At 76.8% G+C, this 770-nt stretch carries 1 pseudogene; it reads right to left on the minus strand.

Annotated features, from left to right (window positions below):
* Window positions 1–615 (minus strand): annotated as a pseudogene (locus GTP77_RS29770) (hypothetical protein); the annotation flags it as partial.
* Between the last annotated feature and the right edge of the window lie 155 nt (window positions 616–770).

The raw sequence follows: 770 nt of genomic DNA on the forward strand, positions 1-770 counted from the left end.
CGCGTGCCGGGCGGCGGCCGCGCTGAACAGCGCCCACAGCGCTTCGGGCGCGCTGTCGGCGCCGGCCACGGCCACCTGCTCGGGCTCGACGGCGCGCTCGATGCGGGCCGCCAGTTCGGCGTTGGCGGCCAGCAGCAGGGCGGCCGAGCGCAAGCTGGACTGGCTGCGCTGCCAGGCCTCCAGCACTTCCGGCGCCTCGCTGGCGGGGGCGTCGAGCACCGTGCCGCGCGCCAGGCTGAAGGCGGTCGGCAGCTGCGGGTGCGGGCGCGCCGCGCACAGCGCTTGCGCGGTGCCGTCGAACAGGGCGGGCGCGTAGACCAGGTCCGGCGCCAGGCCGAGCAGGAAATTGTCGCGCACCAGTTCGGCGGCGCGGCTGCGCCAGGCGGCGTCGCCGCCGTCGGCCGGCGCCGGCAGCAGGTAGCTGCGCACGCGCTCCGGCGGCAGCACGCCGTCAAAGGCGGCGCGCAGCCACTCGATGCGTTCGGGCTGGCCGCCGTCCAGGGCGATCCATACTTGGTGCGGCCCGGCGCTGCGCGCCAGGCGCAGCGCCTGGTCCAGCGCGGCGTCGTGATTGCTGCCGTGCTGGCAGGCCTGCAGGTCGATTACTAGGCGCATGGTGTTCAGGTAGTGGGGGAATGGATGGCGCGCAGCAGCTCGCCGTACACGGCGCGCACCGGCTCCGCTTCGTGGCCCAGCGGAATGGCCCAGCGGCTGGCCTCCGGCGCGGCGGCGCACTCGGCGGCGGCGCCGCTGTCGGGCAGCGCGGCGGC

The organism is Pseudoduganella aquatica, from assembly GCF_009857595.1.
GTDB lineage: Bacteria > Pseudomonadota > Gammaproteobacteria > Burkholderiales > Burkholderiaceae_D > Rugamonas > Rugamonas aquatica_A.